This window comes from Mesobacillus subterraneus (assembly GCF_023715485.1).
Classification (GTDB): domain Bacteria; phylum Bacillota; class Bacilli; order Bacillales; family Cytobacillaceae; genus Mesobacillus; species Mesobacillus subterraneus_B.
Map to the genome: position 1 here is coordinate 196,939 of NZ_JAMBOF010000009.1, position 17,373 is coordinate 214,311.

The 17,373-nt window shown below is 41.0% G+C and carries 20 protein-coding genes; 7 read left to right on the forward strand and 13 right to left on the reverse strand.

What is annotated here, in order from left to right; translation table 11 throughout:
• Positions 1-36: 36 nt before the first annotated feature.
• The gene (cyoE, locus tag M3204_RS15120; protein WP_251483205.1) at positions 37-963 is read right to left on the reverse strand and encodes a heme o synthase; all 927 of its coding nucleotides are present in this window, start codon (positions 961-963) and stop codon (positions 37-39) included.
• Positions 964-1,579: 616 nt separating this feature from the next.
• Here cyoE and M3204_RS15125 point away from each other — a divergent pair.
• The gene (locus tag M3204_RS15125; protein ID WP_251483207.1) at positions 1,580-2,536 is read left to right on the forward strand and encodes a COX15/CtaA family protein; all 957 of its coding nucleotides are present in this window, start codon (positions 1,580-1,582) and stop codon (positions 2,534-2,536) included.
• A 63-nt stretch (positions 2,537-2,599) separates the two neighbouring features.
• On the opposite strand, the gene M3204_RS15130 is transcribed toward M3204_RS15125, so the two are convergent.
• Positions 2,600-3,799 carry an FtsW/RodA/SpoVE family cell cycle protein gene (locus tag M3204_RS15130; RefSeq protein ID WP_251483209.1) on the reverse strand — a complete coding sequence of 400 codons (1,200 nt, stop codon included), beginning with the start codon at positions 3,797-3,799 and terminating at the stop codon, positions 2,600-2,602.
• Positions 3,800-4,016: 217 nt separating this feature from the next.
• Positions 4,017-4,298, reverse strand: a complete 282-nt coding sequence (locus M3204_RS15135; protein WP_251483210.1) for a YlaN family protein — start codon at positions 4,296-4,298, stop codon at positions 4,017-4,019.
• A 189-nt stretch (positions 4,299-4,487) separates the two neighbouring features.
• Here M3204_RS15135 and M3204_RS15140 point away from each other — a divergent pair, with 189 nt between their 5' ends.
• The gene (locus tag M3204_RS15140) at positions 4,488-4,988 is read left to right on the forward strand and encodes a peptidyl-prolyl cis-trans isomerase (protein WP_251483212.1); all 501 of its coding nucleotides are present in this window, start codon (positions 4,488-4,490) and stop codon (positions 4,986-4,988) included.
• A gap of 45 nt (positions 4,989-5,033) precedes the next feature.
• Here M3204_RS15140 and M3204_RS15145 read toward each other — a convergent pair whose 3' ends face one another.
• On the reverse strand, positions 5,034-6,374 hold the full coding sequence (locus M3204_RS15145; protein WP_251483214.1) for a PhoH family protein: 1,341 nt from the start codon (positions 6,372-6,374) through the stop codon (positions 5,034-5,036).
• Between the two features lie 198 nt (positions 6,375-6,572).
• On the opposite strand from M3204_RS15145, the gene M3204_RS15150 reads away from it, so the two are divergent.
• Positions 6,573-7,157: a YhcN/YlaJ family sporulation lipoprotein gene (locus M3204_RS15150; protein ID WP_251483217.1), complete on the forward strand. Its 585-nt coding sequence runs from the start codon at positions 6,573-6,575 to the stop codon at positions 7,155-7,157.
• A gap of 137 nt (positions 7,158-7,294) precedes the next feature.
• Here M3204_RS15150 and M3204_RS15155 read toward each other — a convergent pair whose 3' ends face one another.
• Entirely contained in the window at positions 7,295-7,750 is a 456-nt protein-coding gene (locus tag M3204_RS15155; RefSeq protein ID WP_251483219.1) for a pyridoxamine 5'-phosphate oxidase family protein, read from the reverse strand.
• 250 nt (positions 7,751-8,000) lie between these two features.
• Between M3204_RS15155 and M3204_RS15160 the strand changes: the two genes are divergently transcribed.
• Entirely contained in the window at positions 8,001-8,201 is a 201-nt protein-coding gene (locus tag M3204_RS15160) for a YlaI family protein (protein ID WP_251483221.1), read from the forward strand.
• Between the two features lie 139 nt (positions 8,202-8,340).
• Here the strand turns inward: M3204_RS15160 and M3204_RS15165 are convergent, their stop codons facing one another.
• Genes M3204_RS15165 through typA form a run of 3 tightly spaced genes read right to left on the reverse strand, consistent with a single transcriptional unit; the run spans position 8,341 to position 10,813 of the window.
• A complete protein-coding gene (locus tag M3204_RS15165; protein ID WP_251483222.1) occupies positions 8,341-8,631 on the reverse strand; it encodes a hypothetical protein in 291 nt (96 codons plus the stop codon).
• A 12-nt stretch (positions 8,632-8,643) separates the two neighbouring features.
• Positions 8,644-8,958 (reverse strand): YlaH-like family protein, encoded by a 315-nt coding sequence (locus tag M3204_RS15170; RefSeq protein ID WP_251483224.1) that lies wholly within the window; start codon positions 8,956-8,958, stop codon positions 8,644-8,646.
• A 19-nt stretch (positions 8,959-8,977) separates the two neighbouring features.
• Positions 8,978-10,813, reverse strand: a complete 1,836-nt coding sequence (typA, locus tag M3204_RS15175; protein WP_251483226.1) for a translational GTPase TypA — start codon at positions 10,811-10,813, stop codon at positions 8,978-8,980.
• Positions 10,814-10,966: 153 nt separating this feature from the next.
• Here typA and M3204_RS15180 point away from each other — a divergent pair, with 153 nt between their 5' ends.
• On the forward strand, positions 10,967-11,152 hold the full coding sequence (locus tag M3204_RS15180; RefSeq protein WP_251483227.1) for a YlaF family protein: 186 nt from the start codon (positions 10,967-10,969) through the stop codon (positions 11,150-11,152).
• Positions 11,153-11,204: 52 nt separating this feature from the next.
• Here the strand turns inward: M3204_RS15180 and M3204_RS15185 are convergent, their stop codons facing one another.
• The 3 genes from M3204_RS15185 to M3204_RS15195 form a co-directional block, all read right to left on the reverse strand.
• Positions 11,205-11,666, reverse strand: coding sequence for a GNAT family N-acetyltransferase (locus M3204_RS15185; protein ID WP_251483229.1), 462 nt, complete (start codon positions 11,664-11,666; stop codon positions 11,205-11,207).
• Complete coding sequence (locus M3204_RS15190; protein ID WP_251483231.1) at positions 11,660-12,463, reverse strand: inositol monophosphatase family protein; 804 nt, start codon at positions 12,461-12,463, stop codon at positions 11,660-11,662. The genes M3204_RS15185 and M3204_RS15190 overlap by 7 nt, the downstream gene beginning before the upstream one ends.
• A gap of 264 nt (positions 12,464-12,727) precedes the next feature.
• Positions 12,728-12,922, reverse strand: coding sequence for a hypothetical protein (locus M3204_RS15195; RefSeq protein ID WP_251483232.1), 195 nt, complete (start codon positions 12,920-12,922; stop codon positions 12,728-12,730).
• A 167-nt stretch (positions 12,923-13,089) separates the two neighbouring features.
• On the opposite strand from M3204_RS15195, the gene M3204_RS15200 reads away from it, so the two are divergent.
• Entirely contained in the window at positions 13,090-13,710 is a 621-nt protein-coding gene (locus M3204_RS15200; protein WP_251483233.1) for a YktB family protein, read from the forward strand.
• A 262-nt stretch (positions 13,711-13,972) separates the two neighbouring features.
• On the opposite strand, the gene M3204_RS15205 is transcribed toward M3204_RS15200, so the two are convergent.
• Together M3204_RS15205 and M3204_RS15210 are read right to left on the reverse strand one after the other, a co-directional pair.
• Positions 13,973-14,263, reverse strand: coding sequence for a UPF0223 family protein (locus M3204_RS15205; RefSeq protein WP_251483249.1), 291 nt, complete (start codon positions 14,261-14,263; stop codon positions 13,973-13,975).
• Positions 14,264-14,369: 106 nt separating this feature from the next.
• Entirely contained in the window at positions 14,370-15,329 is a 960-nt protein-coding gene (locus M3204_RS15210) for an NAD(P)H-dependent flavin oxidoreductase (protein ID WP_251483234.1), read from the reverse strand.
• 421 nt (positions 15,330-15,750) lie between these two features.
• Between M3204_RS15210 and M3204_RS15215 the strand changes: the two genes are divergently transcribed.
• Complete coding sequence (locus M3204_RS15215) at positions 15,751-17,220, forward strand: aminotransferase class I/II-fold pyridoxal phosphate-dependent enzyme (RefSeq protein WP_251483235.1); 1,470 nt, start codon at positions 15,751-15,753, stop codon at positions 17,218-17,220.
• The last annotated feature ends 153 nt before the right edge of the window (positions 17,221-17,373 follow it).

Below are 17,373 nucleotides of genomic sequence, written 5' to 3' on the forward strand. Positions count from 1 at the left end.
AATCCTCTCTTATAAGAGTGAATCTCCTAACAAAGGTTAAATGAGTGTGACAATTACCATAGCGACAAACATGACAGTTAAGTATTGTAATGAATATACAAACATCAGTTTTGCCCATTTCATATCATCTTTAAGCTTCAGCAGGTAAACTCCCAATGCAAGCCAGCCGACATTAAGAACTGTTGCAAGTACAAGGAATGGCATTCCAAGCTCAGGCAGGAAAAATGGCAACGGCAGCAATGCTGCTACCCAAAGGAAAATCGATCTTTTTGTTGCCTTGAAACCTTTTACTACTGGAAGCATCGGAATTCCTGCAGCCCGGTACTCCTCAACCCTTCTCATTGCCAGAGCATAGAAGTGAGGCGGCTGCCAGACAAATACGATGGCAAAGAGAATCCAAGCCATCACATCAAGATTTGCATCTACTGCTGCCCAGCCAATTAACGGCGGTACAGCACCTGAGATACTTCCCACAATTGTATTGGAAACATACTGGCGCTTGGACCACATTGTATAAAGAACAACATAACTGAAGACACCGATGAGGCCAATTACCGCCGCAGTGATTGTAGTTGTGAATAAGAATGCTGTCCCTATTCCAATCAGCAGGAAGCTCATCAAAGCAACTTTCCCTGGCTGTACTCTGCCAGTTACCGTCGGTCTTCCTTTTGTTCGTTCCATTAAATGGTCAATGTCGCGGTCTATATAATTATTAAGGCTGCATGAGCCAGCGACGATTAGTGATGAGCCTATTAATGTTGCCAGGATCAAATCGATATTGTCCAGGAAACGTGCTCCGCTGAAATGCAAGGCAAGCCATACCCCTGTAAAAGTGGTCATTGCATTGGAATTGACGATCCCTACTTTAATTAATGCAAGGAAGTCTTTCAGCAACGTACTTTCAACGGCTGCCGGCTGTCCGTTCTCTATAACAGCTTCACCTAAAGCTTTTGAATTAGACATCCATATCCTCCTTCATCCCCTTTTATTTAACAAAAATCCTATTGGAATTTTCACAAAAAAAAGAAGAGTTTTAAATGCTATATCCATCGATAGTTTTCACTATTTTAATCGTGTAAAGGCTGTTAAATATTTGTGTAGAAAAATAACACCTACGTTGTATATTAAATCACACTTCACAACTTTTTTGTGAATTTTTTTTGAACAAAATTTGACTAATTTGTGTCTTACCGCCATTATCCACAAAGATCATTTTTATTGCAAGGAATATTACCTTAAAATAAAGAAGCATTTAAAAATTCTCTACTAGCTTAATTTATATATTTTTGGATAATATTTTCATGATTGCCATATTGCTGGTATGTATCCCTTTTAGATTCCGGTTAATGAATCTTGCCAGGTGATTTTTTCCCATAAAAACCTTTCCTGCCTATCCAGACAAGAAGTATTGAATTATTGGCTTTTATTGTGTAGTATCTTAAGTATTGCTTTCTATCCTATTCGCCAAAATTCGATATTATATGGATAGAATACTTCCTTTTCCACACGATTCTTTTATTATACATGTCAAGTTTATTATTTGACAACTTATCGAACTTTGAATAAGCAGGTGATTGTTATGAAACGTTCCCTTAAGTGGCTGGCTGTTTTGACCACGATCGGAATGCTTTTTGTTTTGCTCGGAGGAGCATTGGTAACCAAGACGGATTCTGGAATGGGCTGCGGAAGATCCTGGCCGCTTTGCAATGGAGAATTCGTTCCAACAGACATAACGCCCGAACTAGTGATCGAGCTCGCACACAGGCTTGTATCCGGAAGCGTTGGCATCATGGTCCTGATTCTTTCTATTTGGACATGGAAGTCAATCGGACATATTCGTGAAACCAAGTTTTTATCCGTTTTATCATTTTTCTTCCTGATGCTGCAGGCACTGATTGGTGCTGCTGCTGTAAAATGGGGGCAATCAGATTTTGTGCTGGCACTTCACTTCGGCATATCTCTTATTTCGTTTGCCGCCGTTCTTTTATTGACCATGCTTATTTTCGAAGTTGATAAAAAGTTCCAGGCTGAAAAACTCGTCATCGATAAAAGAATGACATTTCATATCATCGGTCTTACGGTGTACAGCTACATGGTGGTTTATACCGGAGCTCTTGTCCGGCATATGAACGCGAGTCTCGTATGCAAAGATTGGCCATTATGCACAAACGATGGTTCTCTGCTCCCGACAAATATATATGAATGGGTGCAAATGGGACACAGAGCAGCAGCAGGATTCATTTTTATATGGATAGCATATGTCACTTACCTAGCTGTAAAGTATTACAAACACGAAAAGGTATTATATAGGGGATGGCTCATTTCTTTCAGCCTTGTTTCACTCCAGGTGATTGCAGGTGCGCTGATTATTTTTACAAGACTTAATTTATATATCGCTTTGGCGCACGCTTTCTTTATATCAGTACTATTCGGTGTCTTCAGCTACTTTATCCTTCTTGTATCCAGAAGCAAGAAAAATGCGGAAAGAATAAAGAATCATGATCCAGCAAGTCTTCCTCCAGCGAAAGCTAAATAAGAAAAGGTGCAGCAATGGCTGCACCTTTTTTTGTTATTAAGCCTTAATACCAATTCACTTCAATTAAGATCTGAATTTAAAAGAGTTTTGTGAAACGATCGCAGGCTTCGGTTTTGGCTGCGATACGCTGTCCTTCCTATACTTCTCTTCGAAATTCACAAACATTGAAACATTGACAAGTATTCCCGTTGCAATTGCCAGCTGAAGCAGCGAGGAGCCACCATAGCTTACAAATGGCAGTGGAACTCCAGTCAAAGGAATGACTCCCGTTGCTCCTCCAAGGTTAACGAATGATTGAATACCAATCATACTGGCAATCCCAATGGCAAGTAAGCTCCCAAATGGGTCTTTACATTTCAGGCCTATATGGATCCCTTTTAATACGATAAAAGCAAGGCTTAACAATACAAATCCTACACCGAAAATTCCTAGCTCCTCAGATATGACGGCGATTATAAAATCTGTATGGGCTTCTGGCAAATATCCAAGTTTTTGATTGCTTTGTCCCAAACCAAGACCCGTAATCCCACCCGAACCTATAGCATAATAAGCATTCGCTAGTTGATACCCTGATTTTTGTTCGTCATTAAAAGGGTTGCTGTAAGAAGTTAGACGCGCCATCCGTTTTTCCGAAAAGACCTCATCCTTCAGCACTAGAGAAACCGGTACTAGTAAAATCATAACAATCATGACAAGCTTCATAATATTTTTGAAATTCATTCCGGAAGATAAAATAATCGCTGCAGCAATAAGCATGATAATACCAGCTGTACCGAAGTCCGGCTGCAAGGCAATCAGAAAAAATACCATGACCAGAAATAATAAGGGAGGTAATACCCCTTTATTGAACTGATTTATGTAGGATTGTTTCTTAGCGTATACTGCTGAAAGATAAATGATGACGCTCAGCTTTGCCAGCTCAGATGGCTGAATGCTTCTAGCTCCCATTTCAATCCAGCTAAGGGCATTACCAGCTACCTTACCAACCACGAATAAAACCAGTAATCCTATGAGGGTTAAAACAACCATAGGCAGAAGCAGCTTTGTGCTTTTCATAGCTTTATAAGGAAAAAGGGCCGCAATGACAAATACAACTAAAGCCGCTAATAAGTTGAATTTTTGTTTTTCATAGAAGAAATCACTATCTACTCCATGCCAGGTAACCATGCTGGCACTGTACACCATGACAAGACCGAACAGGCTTAAGAGCACAATAACAATGATCAATGAATAGTCATAGGATTTCAGTATTTTTTTTAACATTGTCTCTTCCCCATCTTCTAAGTTGTTTTATCTATTCTACTATAAGTTGAAATATCCTGCCTTTGTTTAAGGAAAAGTTCGTGAAAACTTAAAACAACCTTAAATATTGTCATCTAAAAGAAATCCCAGGATTATTAAAATGTTAATTACCAGGCATGAATAGAGCCTCACAAAAAAACTCAAACAATCTAATAGGACTGTTTGAGTTCTTATGAATTTATTTTTTTAACGAAGCCTCATGCAAGATGGAAAGTTCTCTTTCCAATTGGCCAAGAATTACTTTGCCATCTGATTCTTCGATTAAGCCGAGTCTTACTGCAAAATCTATTTCTCTCGATAATCCAAACATTTGCGTATCTAAAACCTCTTCATAAAGAGGGCATTGAGGCATTGTCAGGTTATCCATTTGCACCTTGATCAGCTTTAAAATTTTATCAGCGTCAGCCTTAAGCAAGGCATGGGCTTTTTCCTGATGGTTAATTATCATATCAGACGCCAACTTGATCCCCCCGTTTCCGAGCGATTACCCGATCCTATCTTTAAATTTTACCCTTAAGCCGCCAAAAATGCAAGAATATTAAGGATTCAGAAATTATTGGATGCATGCTAGAACCCTGACTGTATGACAATTCGTGAATTTATCGTTATACTTATTAAATAATATGTCTTGGCAGGACTGGAGGAAATTATGGAAACAATCGTCCCTATAAAAGGAAAAGTTAAATACAAGATCACTTTGGATCCAGGGGTATGGATTTTTGACGACAGAAAAGTAGATTTGAATACATATTTCATGCAGCAACAATCAGCAGGAAGTGACCTTGAAGATTATACCAAATCGATTTCGAAGCATTGGGACCGAGAAATTATGGAGGGAGCTGTATATCCTCCGACTTTAAAAACTGAAGTTAAATTCCAAAAGGAAAAAGTTTTGACCGGTACATTCGGTATTCCGTTCAAGTCATTTCTTGAGAATTCAGAACCAGACAAGGACGCAAATACTGTTGTGATTGAATGCGGAAGCAATGAACAGGTAAAGCTGCCTATTGATGAAGCTTCTGCAGTTATTCTCGGCTTTTCTAAAAATGGCAAGCCATTAAAGGAAGATGGCCCTTTGCATGTTTATTATCATGACGGTTCAAACCAAGGTAACCCAATCAAAAATGTGACTGGGTTCACGATTGAATGATATGTAGGGTTTAGCCAACGGGCATCGTTTTAGATGCCCGTTTTTTTATTTCAGAAGGTCAGCAGCGAGCTGAGCAAGAGGTGACCTTTCACCTTTTATCAGCTGAACATGGCCGGCAATCTGCTGGTCTTTGAACTTCTCTACCACGTAAGTCAGACCATTGTTGTATGCGTCAAGATATGGATGGTCAATTTGTTCCGGGTCACCCATTAGAACAATCTTACTCCGTTCCCCTACCCTGGTCAGTATCGTCTTCACTTCATGCTTCGTCAGGTTCTGGGCTTCATCTATGATGATGAATTGATCAGGAATGCTCCTTCCCCTGATGTAGGTCAATGCTTCTACTTCAATTGAACCCATTCCTGCAAGAATCGCATCCAGTTCACCCGGTTTTTTCGTATTAAATAAAAACTCGAGATTATCGAATATAGGCTGCATCCATGGCCTTAACTTTTCCTCTTTTTCACCTGGCAGAAAACCTAAGTCCTTGCCAACAGGTACAATCGGCCTCGCAACCAACAGCTTTTTGAAGATACCAAGATCCTCAGTTTGCAGAAGACCTGATGCCAGCGCCAGCAACGTCTTTCCTGTTCCTGCACGGCCAATTAGCGTGATAAGGGGCATGTCTTGCCGCAAAAGCAGTTCCATTGCCATGATTTGCTGTACGTTTCTCGGTCGGATTCCCCAGATTTGCTTTCCCTCATGTTCAAATACGAGCTTCTTTACTTTCTTCTTCTTTGCGTCTACCATACCGATTGCCGAGGCTGAGCTCCCCAATATATCCTTCATGATTAGGAATTGATTAGGATATAAAAAATTTTGGCCGTTCAAATCAGATATATTGAGTTCTCCCTTTTCGTAAAAACGGTTAAGGACTTCTATTTCGAGATATACCTCTGCATAGCCGGAGTATAAATGATTCAACTCAACGACTCTGTCGCTGAGAAAATCCTCAGCCAGCAGCCCTATTGCATCTGCCTTTACCCTGACCAATGCATCCTTACTGACCAGAATTACAGGGCGGCCATCTTCCTTCGTTTCTTCTTCCAGGCTCAGATTCTTGGCTACAGCGAGAATCCGATTGTCATTTGTCTTTTCAACGAAGATTTCCTGAAGCTGATGGAACGAACGGTGATTAAGCTCAATCCGGAGCGTACCGCCGCCTTCAAGATTGATTTTCTCATGCAATTTCCCAGTTTCTCTCATCCCGTCTATAAGCCTTGAAACCTGGCGCGCATTGCGCCCAATCTCATCCATATATCTTTTCTTTGAATCCACTTCCTCTAGGACTACAGCAGGTATGACAACTTCATTATCTTGAAAAGAAAAAATCGCGTGTGGATCCTGTAATAAGACGTTTGTATCTAGTACGTATATTTTACTCAAATTGATGCCTCCCGCCTTCTTGATCTCGACTCTGGCTAACTTGGCAGCCTTGGCCGGGACTTTGGTAAAATATATGACTTCTTGAATAAAGATAGAAGATGTTTTGCACAATAACCTTTGAGCATTTCTTTTTTTATATAGCATTCCTGCCATTCTCAAGGCATTGTTTCCATCGAAAAATTATCCGGAGGGATTATCATGATAAGATTGATTGCTGCTATATCGTTACTTCTGTTTATCAGTGCATGCAATATGCAGAATAATGCGGAACAGAATGATAAAGACCATAAAGTAAAGGTCCAGAACAGCGCGATCCAGGAGGTTGACCGTCAATCAGGACAGAAGATTTCGCGCCATCTGGTGAACCTGACAACACATATTCCGAATATCGATGATGCTGCAGCAGTCGTTGTCGGACGGTACGCTATTGTTGGGATAGATGTCAATGACAACATGGAAAGGTCTGAAGTCGATACAGTTAAATACACCGTAGCTGAAGCTTTAAAGAAAGACCCTCATGGAGCACGTGCAGTCGTAGTAGCCGATCCTGATATCACAGCAAGATTAAAGGAGATTTCTGAGGATATCAAAAATGGAAAGCCTATCCTCGGAATCATGAACGAACTATCGGATATTACAGGAAGGATAATGCCAGAGGTGCCGGCAGACATGATAGAACCCCAAACAAAGAGCCCTACTGAAGATAACAAGAAAAAACTAGATCAAAAAGAAAAGAAACAGCTTGAAAATAATCAGGAACAACAATCCAATTACCATAAGTAACGGGTGAGTCCTTTCACCTAAATAACCAAAAAAAAGCACAAGGGCTTCATTCAGTTCCGACAAGCGCTGGAGGGCCGAGCGTTGAAGAACTAAATAATTTTCTGATTTCCCGAACAAAAAAAGCTTAGTCATTTTGACTAAGCTTTTCTCATTGCGTCCATTACTTGCTTATCAAGGCGTGCTGCTGCATCTTTGTCATATGTTTTATCATATTGTGGTTCAGCGACAATTTTTGAGCCATAGAACATAACGTCCCTTACTTCGCTGATCTTGATTTCTACAAGCGCAAGCTTCAATGGAACATCTTCAAGCTTTTCCTGCTTTACGCTGGCAGTCCCGCTGATTGAATATGTAGATTCATTTGCGATCAGGTTGATCACAGCATTTGCGTTGCCTTTAATATTCTCGATGATGCGGGACCGGTTATCTACCGCAAAGCATATTGTTTCTTCATCCTTCGCAAGCACCCATGAAATAGCACTGACATTAGGGCCGCCTGTTGCGTGGTCGACTGTCGCCAATGTTACGAAACGCTCTTTTTGAAGTTCATCAAACAAAGGTTTGATCAGTTTAGGTTCTACTTGATTTGCCATATTCACCCTCCTTCAACTATCATAATAGTACTACGAACCCTTTGCACAGGGCAAATCAAACGTTTTTCACTCATAAATCTTTATATTCCTCATTCGTTTCGATGTTCCGAGCCTTTAGGGGTTGTTCCGGAAACAAGAAAAATGGGTAAAAACACAAACTTTACGAAAAGATTCTGAAACAATGATATACTATAATATAATCCAAACTGAAACAAGCTATGTATGAATATCACGAATAAGAGGTGTAAGAATGAGAGTCAAATGCGTGCTTTGCGATAAAATTGAAACCATCAATAGCGATACCCTTCAGGCAAAACGGCTACGGAATCGGCCGATCCATACATATATGTGCAATACATGCGATGAAAGAATTGCTGAGAAAACTAAGCTCAGGCTTGCTACAGGAAACTTCAGGCTTTACCGCACCCGTGTCGAAAAGGATGATTGGTAAGTATAAGAAAAGCGCAAGCGCCTTGGTCAGCCCCTACAAGCGACTCGAGGGGCTAGGCGCTGGAGCTGGATATTTCTCTAAGTGAAATTTATACTTTTTTCTCTCTTTAAAAAAATCCGCCCAAAATAGGGCGGATTTTTTATTCTTCCGGGTAGTTCACATATTTGTCTGGTTCCTGCCTGATCTGATCGAGCATAACCTCAATCAGGTCACGCGGAAAGCGGTATTCCTTAGAGTTACCTTCCTGGAATACTGTCACATAATACATGATTGCATCACGTTTTAATTCTTTTGATTCGACATTATGTTCATCGGCAAGAATTTGTTCAAACAATTGGGTTGTTTCCACAGCTGCTGTATCTTCAGGCCGGGCATCGCTGACAATCTTAATCGTCAGCCAATTGTATATAGCATCCTGGAGTGATTTCATATCGCCAACTCCCTATTTCACATTCATTTCTTCTTTTTTATGCTGGCGCAGCCTGAGTTTATAAATAATCAGGATCAGCGCAGCCGCCACAAGTCCTTCAGCGATTGGAAGAAATATAGCGAGGAAGGTAAGGACTGTAGAGCCAAGCAACAAGAATGCGTAAATTATGACATTTTTGAGCAAAGGCAGTTTTTGAGCAAACCCCAGTTTGTAAACAAGGATGCTTAACGCCGCTATTGTAAGATAAAGCAGCCACATACCAACCGTCGGATTCTCATCTACTCTGAATAATGCTGCAAAAAATGATAATCTCTGGCTTACATCCATGTTTCTTCCCCCTACTTAATTAAGCCTCAGCAAATTTCTTCTTTTTAGCCTGTCTTTCACGCTCGTTCTTATCAAGAATCTTTTTGCGGAGTCTGATTGATTCTGGTGTTACTTCGCAATACTCGTCATCGTTCAAGTACTCTAATGATTCTTCCAGAGTCATGATCCTTGGCTTCTTGATGACAGATGTCTGGTCCTTATTCGCAGAACGAATATTGGTGGCAGCTTTTACTTTCGTGATATTGACAGTGATATCATTTTCACGAGTATGCTCGCCGACGATCATGCCCTCATAAATTTCAGTGCCTGGCTCAACGAAAATCGTTCCGCGGTCTTCTACCTGCATGATTCCATAAGTAGAAGATTTTCCAGATTCCATTGATACTAGAACACCCTGGCGGCGTCCGCCTACCTGGCCTTGAAGCATCGGCTGGTAGCTGTCGAATGTATGGTTAATGATACCATATCCACGAGTCAATGTTAAAAATTCCGTTGTATATCCAATAAGTCCACGTGCAGGTACATTGAAAATCAGTCGAACCTGGCCGCTTCCGTTATTGATCATGTCGAGCATTTCACCTTTACGGGCACCAATGGACTCCATAACCGCTCCAGTGTTTTCTTCAGGAACATCGATTTGAACGCGTTCAACTGGTTCACATCTTACACCGTCAACTTCCCTGACAATAACTTCAGGCTTTGATACTTGAAGCTCATAACCTTCACGGCGCATGTTTTCAATCAGAATTGATAGGTGAAGCTCACCGCGTCCTGAAACGATCCAAGCATCTGGTGAATCTGTGTTTTCCACTCTCAAGCTAACATCGGTCTGAAGCTGTGCACGAAGTCTTTCTTCAATTTTCCTTGAAGTTAAATATTTGCCTTCTCTTCCGGCAAATGGACTGTTGTTTACAAGGAACGTCATTTGAAGTGTAGGCTCATCGATTCTTAGAACCGGCAGGGCATCCTGCTGGTCGAATGGACATACCGTTTCACCAACATTGATATCTTCCATACCAGATAAAGCAATTAAATCACCAGCAAACGCTTCCTCTACTTCCTGGCGCTTCAAGCCAAAGAAACCGAAGATTTTCGTTACACGGAATTGCTTAACTGATCCATCCAATTTCATCAAGGCAACCTGCTGGCCTACCTTCATTGTACCGCGGAAAACACGGCCAATCCCGATTCTGCCTACATAATCATTGTAATCAAGAAGGGCTACCTGGAATTGAAGCGGCTCTTCGCGATTATCAATAGGTGCAGGGATATGTTCAATGATGGATTCATACAGTGACTGCATGTTTTCATCTTGCTGTTCTGGATTTAAGCTAGCTGTACCGTTGATTGCTGAAGCATAGACAACCGGGAATTCAAGCTGGTCTTCATCCGCTCCAAGTTCTATGAACAAATCAATTACTTCATCTACAACTTCTTGTGGACGAGCGAAATCGCGGTCGATCTTGTTAACAACAACAATTGGTGTTAAATGCTGCTCAAGCGCTTTTTTCAAAACAAAGCGAGTCTGTGGCATACAGCCTTCATATGCATCGACAACCAATAATACGCCATCAACCATCTTCATGATACGTTCAACTTCACCACCAAAGTCAGCATGGCCAGGAGTATCAAGGATATTAATGCGATTATCCTTATATTGAATTGCTGTATTTTTCGCAAGAATTGTAATTCCGCGTTCTCTTTCTAAATCATTTGAATCCATTGCTCTTTCTTCCACGTGCTCATTTGTACGGAAAGTACCCGATTGCTTTAGAAGCTGGTCAACCAAAGTTGTTTTACCGTGGTCAACGTGGGCAATAATTGCTATATTTCTAATATCTTCTCTTAATTTCAAAAAAGTCACCCTGCCTTTAATATCATAATTTATCTTTTGGCTTTTTACACAACCTACATATTATAACATAATTAGAGTAGAAACCCTAAAGCATTTTAATGTACAATTAAATATAATACTATTTGCAACCAAATGTCGAATGGGGGAACTACCTTGAAGCAAATAAAATGGCCATTATTATTTTTCGCTTTTGCAGCCGCTTCATGCATGATCGGAATTGGCATAGCCATTGGGGAACGGAGCATTGTTGGTGCTGTAGCCTGCATCGTTGCACTGGTGCTCGTTATGGGCTTCGGTTTTAAGAAGAAAAAGGAAATGAGGGAAGCAGGGGAGCTGTAACTCCTCCCGATTTTATAAAGGATGAATAAAACCGGCTGGTTTCCAGCCGGTTTTATTCAAGCGGACGAACCATGATCAAATATGTTTCGCCTTTATATTCTTCAGACTTAAACTGTTCAAAACCACAATCATTAAGGAAGTTTGACCACTCATATTCATCTATCGGCATTCCAGCAAACATTGCCTTGTGCCCTTTTACCTTTATTTCTGCAGACAGAATGTTGATCACAGAGATACCAATGCCTTTTCGCCTTTCTGACGCTTTCACTAATAATGTTCCCAGCCACGGCTTCTGATTTGAAGGCGCAGATTCAACATGAAAGGAAATAGCAACCGGACGGTTTTCTTTCTCCCACATCCGCCATTCACCAGCGTATTCTTCGTATTGTCTCATATAATCGCTTAGTTCAGCGCTCTTCAATTCAATAGTTCTCCATTTTCGGCTGTCAGAGACCAACTCCTGGAAAAATGAGAGGTCAGAGCTTTCAAGCGACCGGGATACTAATTTTACCATTTACCATCCTTAAGATAATTCTTCAGAATGTCCCCATGCAGGCCCGGCTTGGAAACAAACAAGGAATTTTCCTTCAGCATATCCAATTCTTCACCCCTGAGGTTCGTAGCCTTTCCGCCGAGTTCTTTGATCATTATGATTCCAGCAGCAATATCCCACGGTGCAAGCCTTGGTGTCAAATAGGCATCTATTCTTCCTGTCGCTACATAAACCATTTCCATGGCTGCTGAACCATATGAACGAGTTCCTCTGACATCCTTCACAAGAGGTATAAGCAGTTCATGATTGATTCGCTTATTCGGAGCCACCCACGTCGCATTAAGGGCAATGATTGATTCATTTACTTTTGACGCCTCCAGTTTAGGGATTGCTTTCTTATTCAAAAAGACCCCTTCTCCTTTGATACAATGATACAATTCATCGTGGACAACATCGTAAATGAGGCCAATCATTCCTTCGCCATCAATATATATCCCAATTGAAATCGCAAAATTCCGCTGCTGATGGATAAAGTTCATCGTGCCATCGATCGGGTCTATGATCCAAACTACCCCTGTTAAATCAGTTATATCATCACCATAGCCTTCTTCCCCCAAGATACGATGATTGGGAAAGGTGCCTTTAATTTTTTCTATAAAATATTGCTCTGTTCCTTTGTCTATATCTGTCACCAGGTCATTTGGATTGGACTTGGTCGTAACATTCAAGGTTTTTGGAAAAGAAGACCTGATGTTCTCTCCGGCAGCCTTAATCCAGTTTTTCGCGTATGTATCAATTTCTTTCAGATTATATTCCATTAAGCTTTCCCCCGATCTTATATTTTTACTATCACGCAAGCTTTTGGAATCTATTTTAGCTTATCGGATATCAACCATTTCCATCAAGTATTAGGTTTCCCCCTGGTACCATTGGTACATGCAAATCTTATTAAATATTGTGCAAAACACAAGAAACGAACTCCATCATCATTACAGGAGTTCGTCAAGGGTAGTCGTTTGTGCAATTAGTCTTATGGGAGTTCGTCATGTCTTATTTCCTTTTCTTTTCAAATCTAATAATTATTACAGAGCTTTCAAGCGTAATAATTCTTGCCTGATTCTTTCGAGCTTTTGTTTGCATTCTTTCATTTTCGGCTTATCGGAATCAGTCATCGCATCGAACAGCGTTGCCAATTCATAATCCATTTCCAATCGCAGTACTGCCGTTCTTTGCATCTCGCCATTTTTTTTCCTTGTCGAATTTATAAGTTGTTTCATTATTTTACACTCCTCTATTATTTTCTGATTTTTTATTTATTGTATGAATTTTCAGTCGGCTATGGTACAAATATGTGCGTATACCTAGTTTTCTTAAAATTCCTGCTGCTTCTATTTTTAAGAAGCTTTTGCTACAATATTTGACAAAGCATTAGGAGGTTATCATATTGTCATTTTCAGGTTTCACAAATACAGATTTTAACGTTTTCAATATTGACGGGCTCGATGAAAGAATGGAGGCCCTAAAAGCTCAAATACGTCCAAAACTGGAGGAACTCGGCCAGCACTTCGCTCCCACATTATCCGCCCTTGCCGGCGATGAAATGCATTACCATGTTGCAAAGCATGCCCGGAGGACTATTAATCCACCAAAGGATACTTGGGTTGCATTTGCCAGCAATCCAAGAGGCTATAAAATGCTGCCTCACTTTCAGATTGGACTTTGGGAAACACACGTATTCATCTGGTTTGCTGTTATTTACGAAGCTCCCGATAAGGAAGCTTTCGGTAAAAAACTCGCAAAGAACATCGACACCATTCATAAAAAGATTCCTAAGGAGTTCTACTGGTCTGGCGACCATATGAAACCAGATGCCACCATGCATAGAGATCTTTCCAAGGAAGACCTTCTTTCGATGTTCACGAGACTTCAAACCGTAAAAAAGGCTGAAATCCTCTGCGGCCTGAACGTTCCTCGCGAGGAAGCAGTCAAGCTTAGCGGAGAAGAAATGCTTTCAAAAATCGAGTTTGTATTTAAAGAGATATTACCCCTATATAAATTGGCATAAACCTTGAAATCCGTAGGCGACTGCCCAATTTCGACAAGAGCTTGCCGATGTAAAACGCCATCATTTGTGCCTGATTAGCTTAAATACATCGTGTGCAATGGAGGAACTGTAAATGAAATCGTTCTTTGACTTTACTGGCAGTTCAGAAATATAGAGGACCGCCCAAAAACTAGACAAGCATTCGAGGAATTAGGAGCCGGAGCTGGCCATAAAAAAAGAGCCCATTAACATTTATATGGGCTCTTCCTCATTATTTATAGAATTAATGCTTTTTTCTTTGCGATACGACTTTTATCTTTTCGCTAGTACTTGTTTCTTTCAGCGCTTTTACGGCCTGATATGAAGCGTAGCCGCTTACTTCTTCAAACTCATTGAAAATCGTTTTCTCCTGAGCTTTACCCGGAACGATTTCTTTGAAGCGGCGGTAGGCGTTTAGCAAAATATTACGGTCGATACCCTTTTCATATGCCTTTTCGATGCAGTCAAAAAAATGTATTACGTCGACAATTTCATCTGTGGACCATGTGTAGTCTATCGGATATTGATACTCCATCATTTCACCTGCTTTTCATGCTTTGCTCAAGGTTAAACAATCCTCAGCATCCTGTATGATAAACGATTTTACAGTTATTCATCATGAAGCGCAAGGAATCCAAACTTTAATTACCCCATGTTTTTCTTATTTCTTCCGCTTCCTTCATAACCCTTTCAAATAATTCACTGACACTCGGTGAATCCTTGATGAGGCCCATTACCTGACCAGCCCAGCCGAATCCGTTTTCTTCATCCCCGTCATATATATACTTTCTGTTAGCTGTACCACTTATAAACTCTTTTAAGGCCTCATAATCGCCGCCATCCTTCTCAATCTCAAGGATTCTTTCAGTTAAAGGATTGGCAATAGCCCTCGCTGGCATCCCAAGAGTTCTTTTTATAACAGTTGTGTCATTCTCTGTACCTTCGACTAATCTGCGCTTATACTTTTCATTTGCATGGATGCACTCTTTTGTCGCAATGAACCTGGTTCCCATTTCAATACCCTCGGCGCCAAGGCTTAATGCCGCCATTAAGCCTCTCCCATCGCCGATTCCCCCTGAAGCAATAACAGGTATGTTAACGGCATCTACAACAGTTGGGATTAACACCATTGTTCCAATATCGCTTTTGCCAAGGTGGCCGCCACCTTCCTGGCCGACAACCATTACCGCATCCGCCCCAAGCTCCTCAGCTTTCTGCGCTTGCCTTTTTGCTGCGACAAGGACTAATTTTTTTATACTTGTACCTTTTAATTGTTCAAAAATTGGGGCAGGATTTCCGCCAGTCATCGAAATAACTGGAACCTTCTCTTCAATGGCCACATCTAGAAAATGGGAAAATGGCCTTCCGTGTTGTCCGATGGCAAAATTTACTCCAAATGGTTTATCTGTCATGGAACGCACTTTATGTATTTCACTTCTTAAAGCCTCAGGGTTTGGCAAGGACATTGCAGTTATCTGTCCCAATCCTCCTGCGTTCGAAACAGCTCCGGCCAAATCAGAATAAGCCAAATAAGCAAGACCCCCCTGGATAATTGGATATTGTATTCCTAACAGGTCTGTCACATCGGTTTTCCAGTTCATGTCCTCTCTCCCTTGCATTATTGTTTTGTATTTACTTCTATTTATAGAGCTTCTATTCCTGTTTTTTCTTTTATTTAGGTTATTTTCGTAATTTTTTTTGCTTTTACACTCAAAAGCAAAATCCGGCTTCAGGATTTTTCCGCTTTTATGAAAACTTTCAGGTCTGGATCCAAATCGACAAGAACCCGAAACCAAAAATACAGGGTTTTTTTTTAACTTGAAAATCAGCAATAAATACTACCCTGTCTTTATTGTCTCAGACTAAGATCTCGCGGAATTTATTGATTCACCCTCAGCATTATTTCTTTGCAAAGGGCCTGTTTAGTGCTATAATGCATGTGTTTTATTTTTTTAAATACCCAACAATAATTATAACCTATGAACAATAAAATCTAATTTAATAAAGAGGTGTGATCATCAATTGTCACAATACGAAACACCGTTATTTACAAGCCTGTTAGAACACGCTAAAAAGAATCCAGTCCAGTTTCACATTCCAGGCCATAAAAAAGGCAGTGGGATTGATCCTGAATTCAGAAATTTCATTGGCGATAATGCACTTTCAATCGACTTAATCAACATCGGACCGCTTGATGACCTTCATTCTCCAAAAGGCATCATCAAGCAGGCACAGGAATTGGCTGCAGAGGCTTTCGGCGCAGACCATACTTTCTTTTCAGTCCAAGGGACCAGCGGCGCAATCATGACAATGATCATGACAGTCTGCGGTCCTGGGGATAAGATCATTGTCCCAAGGAACGTCCATAAATCAATTATGTCGGCCATCGTATTCTCAGGAGCGATACCAATCTTCATCCATCCCGAAATCGATAAAAAACTGGGGATCTCACACGGAATTACGACTGATTCAGTTGAGAGGGCTTTAGACCAGCATCCTGATGCAAAAGGCTTGCTTGTCATCAATCCGACTTATTTCGGGTTCGCTGCTGACTTAAAAAAGATCGTCGACATCGCTCATTCCTATAATGTACCTGTTCTAGTTGACGAGGCACATGGAGTCCATATCCATTTCCATGATGATCTTCCACTATCAGCGATGCAAGCAGGCGCAGACATGGCAGCTACGAGCGTGCATAAGCTTGGCGGCTCGATGACCCAAAGTTCGATCCTGAACGTTAAAGAAGGACTCGTATCCGCTAAACGTGTTCAATCAATCATAAGCATGCTGACAACCACTTCAACTTCATATCTGTTGCTTGCATCATTGGATACCGCAAGAAGAAGGCTGGCTACAGAAGGAAGAGAAATTATCGACCGTACGATAAAATTGGCACAATGGATCCGCAATGAGGTTAACGAAATCGAGCATCTTTATTGCCCTGGTGAAGACCTGCTTGGAACAAATGCTACTTATGATTTCGATCCCACAAAAGTTCTGATCAGCATAAAGGACTTGAACATCACAGGTTATGAGGTTGAAAAGTGGCTTCGTGAAAAATACAATATCGAAGTCGAGCTGTCCGACTTGTACAACATCCTTTGCATCATCACCCCTGGTGACACGCAAAAGGAAGCGGACATTCTCGTTGAAGCTTTGCAGCAATTATCGAAGGAATTCCATTATCTTGCAGAAAAAGTACATGCCGAAGTAATGCTGCCGGACATCCCATTATTGGCACTTACACCACGCGATGCGTTTTACGCAGATACAGAGGTTGTTTCTGTTGAACAATCAGAAGGACGAATCATCGCAGAATTCGTTATGGTATATCCACCAGGAATCCCGATTTTTATACCAGGAGAAATCATCACCGAAGAAAACCTTGTCTACATCAAGACTAACATGGAAGCTGGCCTTCCTGTACAAGGTCCTGAGGATGATGAACTTAAATACTTCAGAGTCATTAAAGAGCATAAAGCAATTCGATAAGAAAAGCGCAAGCGCCTTAGTCAGCCCCGACAAGCGCTGGAGGGCCTGACAGTGAAGTCGTTCTTTGACTTCATTGGCAGGACCGAAATCGAAATGTATAGCCGACTGTCCAGAAACGCAGAAACTGGAGACTCCACCAAAGAAGCGCTTTTT

What these genes read in the sequence shown, in the direction of transcription:
- cyoE (WP_251483205.1), bottom strand. Translation starts at nt 963, where the DNA reads ATGTCTAATTCAAAAGCTTTAGGTGAAGCTGTTATAGAGAACGGACAG.
- M3204_RS15125 (WP_251483207.1), top strand. Translation starts at nt 1,580, where the DNA reads ATGAAACGTTCCCTTAAGTGGCTGGCTGTTTTGACCACGATCGGAATG.
- M3204_RS15130 (WP_251483209.1), bottom strand. Translation starts at nt 3,799, where the DNA reads ATGTTAAAAAAAATACTGAAATCCTATGACTATTCATTGATCATTGTT.
- M3204_RS15140 (WP_251483212.1), top strand. Translation starts at nt 4,488, where the DNA reads ATGGAAACAATCGTCCCTATAAAAGGAAAAGTTAAATACAAGATCACT.
- M3204_RS15150 (WP_251483217.1), top strand. Translation starts at nt 6,573, where the DNA reads ATGATAAGATTGATTGCTGCTATATCGTTACTTCTGTTTATCAGTGCA.
- M3204_RS15155 (WP_251483219.1), bottom strand. Translation starts at nt 7,750, where the DNA reads ATGGCAAATCAAGTAGAACCTAAACTGATCAAACCTTTGTTTGATGAA.
- M3204_RS15160 (WP_251483221.1), top strand. Translation starts at nt 8,001, where the DNA reads ATGAGAGTCAAATGCGTGCTTTGCGATAAAATTGAAACCATCAATAGC.
- M3204_RS15165 (WP_251483222.1), bottom strand. Translation starts at nt 8,631, where the DNA reads ATGAAATCACTCCAGGATGCTATATACAATTGGCTGACGATTAAGATT.
- M3204_RS15170 (WP_251483224.1), bottom strand. Translation starts at nt 8,958, where the DNA reads ATGGATGTAAGCCAGAGATTATCATTTTTTGCAGCATTATTCAGAGTA.
- M3204_RS15185 (WP_251483229.1), bottom strand. Translation starts at nt 11,666, where the DNA reads ATGGTAAAATTAGTATCCCGGTCGCTTGAAAGCTCTGACCTCTCATTT.
- M3204_RS15190 (WP_251483231.1), bottom strand. Translation starts at nt 12,463, where the DNA reads ATGGAATATAATCTGAAAGAAATTGATACATACGCGAAAAACTGGATT.
- M3204_RS15195 (WP_251483232.1), bottom strand. Translation starts at nt 12,922, where the DNA reads ATGAAACAACTTATAAATTCGACAAGGAAAAAAAATGGCGAGATGCAA.
- M3204_RS15205 (WP_251483249.1), bottom strand. Translation starts at nt 14,263, where the DNA reads ATGGAGTATCAATATCCGATAGACTACACATGGTCCACAGATGAAATT.
- M3204_RS15210 (WP_251483234.1), bottom strand. Translation starts at nt 15,329, where the DNA reads ATGAACTGGAAAACCGATGTGACAGACCTGTTAGGAATACAATATCCA.